The following is a 6518-nucleotide window of genomic DNA, read 5'->3' as shown; positions in this document are numbered from 1 at the left end:
CCCGCCTCGCGTCCCTGGCGTCCCAGCCCCGCTGCATCGGTGCCGTCCTGGTCCGCCGCGGCGGCTACTCGGTGGCGGTGGTCAGCGGCGGTGCCGTGCTCGCCGCCAAAACCGGCACACGCCATGTCCAGTCCCGGACCGCCGCGGGGGGCTGGTCCCAGCAGCGCTTCGCCCGGCGCCGGGCGAACCAGGCCGATGCCCTGGTGGAGGCCGTGGCGGACCATGCCGCCCGGATCTTCGCGGACCACCGGATCGAGTATCTGGCGCCCGGCGGCGACCGGACGCTGGCCGAGCAAGTCCTCGCCGAACCGGTGCTCAAGCAGTACGCTGCGCGGCCGAGGCTGCCGTTCCTGGACGTGCCGGATCCGCGCGCCGCGGTCCTGAAGAAGGCCGCCGCGGACCTGTGTGCGGTGCGGATCCTGGTCACGGACCCGCCGGGATAAAAAAGGCTACGGTGCGGCCGACGGGACCGTCAGCGGGGCGGCGCAACGGAATCCGATATGGCTCATCCCGGTGTCAATCATCTGCGGGCGTCGGGCGGCGGGGCGGTAGCGCAGGCAGTAGCTGTCAGCGCACAGGAACGAGCCGCCCTTGACCACCTTGCGGGGCACCGGGGCCTGCCGCGGGTCGAGGCTGGCGTCGCGATCGCCGCCCCGGGGATCCACCGGGGCGCAGCACCCGCCGCCGGGGTCGTGCTGTTGATACCAGTCGCTGGTCCACTCCCACACGTTTCCGGCCATGTCGTAGAGCCCGAAGCCGTTCGGGGGGAAGGAGCCGACCGGCGCGGTGGAGCCGTAGCCGCGACGGGGCTGCCAAGGAAAGTCGCCGTGCCAGTAGTTCGCGCGGGGCGTTCCGGTGGTCTCGGGGTCGTCTCCCCAGGTGAACCGCGCGCGGTCGAGGCCGCCCCGGGCGGCGAACTCCCATTCCGCCTCGGTCGGCAGCCGGTATCCGGCCCACGCGGCGTAGTCCTCCGCGTCCTCGCACGCGACGTGAACCACCGGGTGGTCCGCGCGGTCGGCAATGGATGTGCCGGGCCCGAATGGCCGTCTCCAGTTCGCGCCCGGCGTCCAGGCCCACCACTGGCTGAGGTGTTTCAGGTCGACGGCCCCGGGCGTTCCGGTGAAGACCATCGAGCCCGGGACGAGGTTTTCCGGCGGCGCACCGGGGAAATCAGCCGGGTTGAGAGGCCGCTCCGCGACCGTGCGGTATCCAGTTTCCCGGACGAAGCGCGCGTACTCCCGGTTGGTGACAGCCGTAGGGCTGATCCAGAAGCCGCCGACCCGTACCCGGTGCGCCGGCGCCTCCTCCGGGTAGTGCTCATCCGAGCCCATGGTGAACTCACCGCCATCAAGGCGTACGAATCCGTCGGGGCCGCCGGTGGGCGTGGCGGGGCCCTGGTTCAATCGCCGCCTGCCAGGAACGCCTGCAGCTTCTCCACGGCCTGGTCGATGCTGAAACTCGCAGCGCGCTGGCGCGGCGGGAACTCCTCGAACGTGGCCAGGAACTGCGACATCAGCGCCTGGGCGGCGAAGACGAGGTAGGCGTTCTTGAAGAGCCAGTCGAAGTACGTGTTCGAGGTGACGTCGGCCCGCTCAAAGGGGTCGGTGCGCAGGTTGAAAACCTTAGGGATCCGCAGCTGCACAAAGGGTTCGAACCACACTTGGAGGGTGCCCTGCACCCGCTGCTCCATGAAGACCACCTTCCAGTTGTCGTACCTCATGGCGAGCACGTCGCCGTCGTCGGAGAAGTACACGAGCCCCTTGCGGGGGCTCTCGGTGACCTCGCCCTTAAGGTAAGGCAACAGGTCGTAGCCGTCGATGTGCACCTTGTAGGTGCGTTCTCCGATGGACTTGCCCTTTTTGAGTTCGTCGACCGTGCTCGTGTCGCCCGCGGCGGCGAGGAATGTCGGCAGCCAGTCGTGGTGCTGGATGATCTCGTTGGACACCACGCCAGCCGGGATGTGCCCGGGCCAGCGGATCAGCTCGGGGACACGGAACGCACCCTCCCAGTTGGTGTTCTTCTCGCTGCGGAAAGGGGTCATGCCGCCGTCGGGCCAGGTGTTCATGTGGGGGCCGTTGTCCGTGGAGTACACCACAATTGTGTCGTCGGCGATGCCCAGCTCGTCGAGGTGGTCGAGGAGGCCGCCCACGAGCTTGTCGTGGTCGATCATCGTGTCGTGGTACTCCGACTGCCAGCGGCCGGCCTGCCCGACGCTCTCGGGCTTCGGGTGCGTGCGGAAGTGCATGTGCGTGGTGTTCATCCACACGAAGAACGGGTCGCCGGTTTCGTGCGCGCGCCCAATAAAGTCCTTCGCGGCGGCACTGAACTCCTCGTCGACGGTCTCCATGCGCTTTCTGGTGAGCGGGCCGGTGTCCTCGATCCGCTGCCTGCCCCGCCGGCCGAACCGTCCGTCCACCGTGTCATCGTCCTCGTCGGCCGCCCAGGAGCGGATGACCCCACGGGGCCTGGCCCGTTCGTTGAATCCGGGGAAGTCCTCGACACTTGGCCAGTTGGGTGACTCGGGCTCCTCCTCGGCGTTCAGGTGGTACAGGTTGCCGTAGAACTCATCGAAGCCGTGCGCGGTGGGCAGGAATTCGTTTTTGTCGCCCAGATGGTTCTTACCGAACTGGCCGGTCACGTAGCCGTGGGGTTTGAGGACCTCGGCAATGGTGGGGTCCTCGGCGCGCAGCCCAAGGTCGGCGCCGGGCATGCCGACCTTACTGAGTCCGGTGCGGAACACGCTCTGCCCGGTGATGAATGACGCCCGTCCCGCGGTGCAGCTTTGTTCTCCGTAGGAGTCGGTGAACCGCATGCCTTCCTCGGCAATGCGGTCAATGTTCGGCGTCCGGTATCCCATCAGTCCGTCGCTGTAACAGCTCAGGTTCGTAATACCAATGTCATCTCCCCAAATGACCAGAATGTTCGGCTTTCCGTTCGGCATGACATTCCTTCCTGGGGGCCGGCTTCACTGCCCGGATGGCGCCACCTCACAGCCATGACCCTTGTGCCCGACATCCTAGTGACGCGGGGTTCGGGTGAGAAGACCCTCTCCATCTCAGGCGCAGGACCCCTGTTTACCGGGGTGTTGAGGGAAGGCGCGATGCACATACGATGCCAGCGACGATTTGCACAAGACTTAGAGCCCGCGTGAGTTCGGGATGTTTGGCATACATGCGCATGTACTTACGCCATGGCTCGGGGCCGATATCCCACCGGGTCGTATGCTGCACCGGAAACAGCGCTCCGAGGACACCGTCACCGATCGCCATCATGGCGACGGATTCCGCGAGAACTACTTTCACGACGAGCCTCCTTGAACTGTGGCTGTGGATGCCTGGTCGGGCATCCTGGGAGAGCAGGTGGCAGATGCTCTGCGTCCCGATTATTCTCCATCCGCGATCGCGGCGCTCAGTGCTGAAAGACTCTGTCACAGCGCCGCCGAGCTCCCCTCCGCCGTCGACCGGCGCAGCCACACACCCCACCGGCACATGGAAGAATTCACTTATGACTATCAACCATGATGATGCCAACCCTCCGGAATTCACCGACTCACAGGGCACAGACGCCCCGACCGAAGTCGCCCGTGGTTGGGACCACATCGGGGCCATCATTGTCGATGCAACGCTGCAGCGACGGCAGAACTACCACGAGACCGTCCTGCCCCGCGTTCTGGCCCTGATTGAGGCATGGCCCGATGCCGCCACCACCAGCGGGTTCCGCCGGCACCTTGAGACGGGGAAGCTCTCCGAAGTTATCAGCTGGCCCTCGCCCGGCCGACTTGCCCAGGCAGAGGACCTGACGCGTGTGTTCGAACGTCTCGGCATCGAGACCGTAATGGACCTCCGAGGCGCCCTCGGTGCGGACCCCAAGAGAGGCGTTCTCCGGGACGCCCTGGCGGCTGTGCGGCACGTCAGTCCCAAAACTCTGGATTACATTGACACGCTGAGCGGAACCACCACGCAGTAAGGGTTACATCCCCTGGCGACGACACAGGACGCCCAACCCCTCCGCCGGGCGTCGACGCGGGCTGACCCCGATCAAGGCCCATGGATCGCGGTTTCCCACCAACGTCGCAACACCTGACGGAAATGGGTGCACCTGTTCCGGCCGCAGGCAGGATGGCTCAGGGCTGCGGTATCAGAAAGTGCGCGACGACTGTCAGCACCAGGATTACCGGCACAGCGAAGACGACACTTCGGGACATAGCGCCCAGCCAGGGGTTTGCTCGGGGCCGGAGCAGCAGCCCGACGACGATGGCCGTGAGCAGGGCGAAGAGGATGCCTGCGCTATTCAGGGATGCACGAACAGGCAGCAAATGCGGAGGGCACACCCCCGGAAAACTGGCCGCACATCCCCAACCAGGCAGGACCGGCTGCGCCATCCACAGTACGAGCAAGCCCAAAAGGACGACGCAAGCCGCGACTACGGGTGAGCGCGTGGCGCCGCGTGTCTGGATGGACATGTTGCCAGACTATCGATCCGTAACTCCCGTGGCACGACGACCCCAGGGCTGGACACCTTAGGGCTCGGAATCGTCCGATGTTAGGGCCGCGTTCGACTGAAGCCGTCGTCCGTTTGGCGCTGGCCGGCCGCAACGGATACGCCGTCGTGCGGGTCTATTGGCGTCGTGGCGACGCTGGATCGTCCAGTCGCACCGGAACTTCCACAGTTTCGTCGGCTTACGGTTACCGGCGTGTTGTCGTTAGCTCCGGGTGGTGAACTGGACCTGGATGCGTTTGAGCTCGGCACGTGGAAGCACGGCCGTAACGACGCCACCGCCTGCCAGTTCCGCGCCGATGCCGTATACGAACGGGTCCGTATTGAGCACCGCGCCGCATACTTCGGCTCCATTGACGAGGACACTGACCTGACCATTGACCATCCGGTCGTTCACCGCGGGTGCAGGTTGCTCCCAGGGATTGCCGCTCAGTCCGAGCTCCTGCCGGTACCGATTCATCAGGATGTAGTTGACGTGGTCGACCAGCACCCTGCGGACCGACGCACGCTCGGATGGGTCACGGTGCCAGGTAGTCCGCACGGCCTCCCACAGTTGCGGATACCGCAAACGCTCCACCTGCTCAACCAGCCACGCGGGTCGCGGCCATGGCGGAACATCGTTTATCGCCCGTCGTGTGTGCTCGTCCAGATCCGCGAGGTCCATCGGGTCTGAGTAGTCATTCGGGTTTCGCCAAATTGTGTAGGTGACACTCGCTGTCATTTCGCTGTATCCGCGAGCGTCCTGACCGTATCCCAGACCGACGGCATCTGTGTCCTCCAGCGAAGGCTGCGGCACCACTCCCATCACCGGGATGGGCATGAGTTTCAGGCGCTCAGCCTGCCCGACACGAGGGGCGGGCGCGTCCTCGCGGAGAATTCCAGATACTCTCATGCCCCGATTATGATCCAGGAAAATGATCGGAGCCTATATCGATAGAAGAGACGGTGCTGCGGCCCCGCCAGTAGCTCGCGCAACGAGTCGCTCAGGCGTGCTGGATCAGCAGGTCTGCCAGGTACGGGTCCTCGCGGAGCTCTGTCCAGCCCGTATCGTCCGTCTCTGCGGACGCCCATGGGCGCCCGGCCGCGAACAGGTACCAGTCCGGGAACGGGTCCGGGGGCAGTTCGGATTCCGGATCCGGGCCGGGGTCCTCGGGCACACCCTGGTCCGGGAATGTGTCGGTGTGGGCGTCGGTGCCGGTAGCCATGGCCGAGGTGGGGTCCGGCCAGTCGGGTGGTTCCCAGTCCTGGTATTCACTCACATAGTGCCGTCCGGACGGTGACGTCCACCCCGGCGGGGCGTCTTTGGTGGCCCCGGCGGGTGTCCACGCTGAGTTGTGTTTCAGGCGGTGGTGTTTGGGGCACGGCTGGCCCAGGTTGGCGACTCCCGTGGTGCCACCATCGGCCCAGGACAGAATATGGTCGGCGTCGTTGTCCAGGGAAGGGTTGCTGCAGCCCGGGAACGGGCACTTCCCGTCACGGAGCCGCAGCCACTGCCGCAGTGCCTTCGTGAGCCGGTAGCGGCTCCGGCCGATCTCCAGCGGCGCCCCGTCCCGCGGATCAACCAGGACCCGATAAATAGAATCCGCGCCGCCAGCGACCAGGCGCCGGGCCATCGACGGCGGAATCGGCCCGTACCCGTCCAGGAGGGCCGGTTCCTCCCCTGCGCCGAGCAGGGACAACACCGGGACGGTGACCAGGACCTGCGCCCGCGGCGACGGCACACCCCCGCCCACACCCTCTCCCTCAGTGCCGCTGGTAAGGAGCCAGGTCGCGGCGACATCGGCGCGCAGCTGGGTCAGGGTGCGGGCCTCGGCCGGGCCCTGGAGGGCCCGGGCGGCGGCGGTGGTCCGTTCCCAAATTCCTGCCGCGGTGTCGGCCGGGAGGTACGCGGAGAACCATGCCATCCCGTCCCGGTCCGGGCGGTACTCGACCCGCCGGTCCGCAGCGCACTTGGTGTGGCGTGTTTCAATACTGTCCCGGTGGTGGCGTTCCCGCCAGGTGCGGGCCTTGGCCCGGAACCG

At 66.3% G+C, this 6518-nt stretch carries 6 protein-coding genes; 2 read left to right on the top strand and 4 right to left on the bottom strand.

The features are described 5' to 3' along the window. The coding region (locus tag K789_RS0108990) for an acVLRF1 family peptidyl-tRNA hydrolase (RefSeq protein ID WP_024366471.1) at nt 1–443 on the top strand (443 nt) is incomplete at its 5' end. Nucleotides 444–449: 6 nt separating this feature from the next. Here K789_RS0108990 and K789_RS0108985 read toward each other — a convergent pair. Both K789_RS0108985 and K789_RS0108980 read right to left on the bottom strand, forming a co-directional pair. Further along, nucleotides 450–1403, bottom strand: coding sequence for a formylglycine-generating enzyme family protein (locus K789_RS0108985; protein WP_024366470.1), 954 nt, complete (start codon nt 1401–1403; stop codon nt 450–452). Continuing rightward, on the bottom strand, nt 1400–2941 hold the full coding sequence (locus tag K789_RS0108980; protein WP_024366469.1) for an arylsulfatase: 1542 nt from the start codon (nt 2939–2941) through the stop codon (nt 1400–1402). Before K789_RS0108980 ends, K789_RS0108985 begins: the two co-directional genes overlap by 4 nt. 563 nt (nt 2942–3504) lie before the next feature. Here K789_RS0108980 and K789_RS0108970 point away from each other — a divergent pair. Further along, a complete protein-coding gene (locus tag K789_RS0108970; protein WP_024366467.1) occupies nt 3505–3966 on the top strand; it encodes a hypothetical protein in 462 nt (153 codons plus the stop codon). A gap of 736 nt (nt 3967–4702) precedes the next feature. On the opposite strand, the gene K789_RS0108960 is transcribed toward K789_RS0108970, so the two are convergent. Together K789_RS0108960 and K789_RS0108955 are read right to left on the bottom strand one after the other, a co-directional pair. Further along, complete coding sequence (locus K789_RS0108960; RefSeq protein WP_024366465.1) at nt 4703–5389, bottom strand: hypothetical protein; 687 nt, start codon at nt 5387–5389, stop codon at nt 4703–4705. 91 nt (nt 5390–5480) lie between these two features. Continuing rightward, nucleotides 5481–6518 (bottom strand): HNH endonuclease signature motif containing protein (locus K789_RS0108955; protein WP_024366464.1); only part of this gene is annotated, 1038 nt, incomplete at its 5' end.

Source organism: Arthrobacter sp. TB 26 (assembly GCF_000427315.1).
Lineage (GTDB): Bacteria > Actinomycetota > Actinomycetes > Actinomycetales > Micrococcaceae > Arthrobacter.
Note: the sequence above shows the minus strand (reverse complement) of the source record. Positions and strands in the feature narration are given on the sequence as shown.

Coding starts and splice junctions, on each gene's coding strand:
- K789_RS0108980 (WP_024366469.1), bottom strand. CDS start 2,941: ATGCCGAACGGAAAGCCGAACATTCTGGTCATTTGGGGAGATGACATT.
- K789_RS0108970 (WP_024366467.1), top strand. CDS start 3,505: ATGACTATCAACCATGATGATGCCAACCCTCCGGAATTCACCGACTCA.
- K789_RS0108960 (WP_024366465.1), bottom strand. CDS start 5,389: ATGAGAGTATCTGGAATTCTCCGCGAGGACGCGCCCGCCCCTCGTGTC.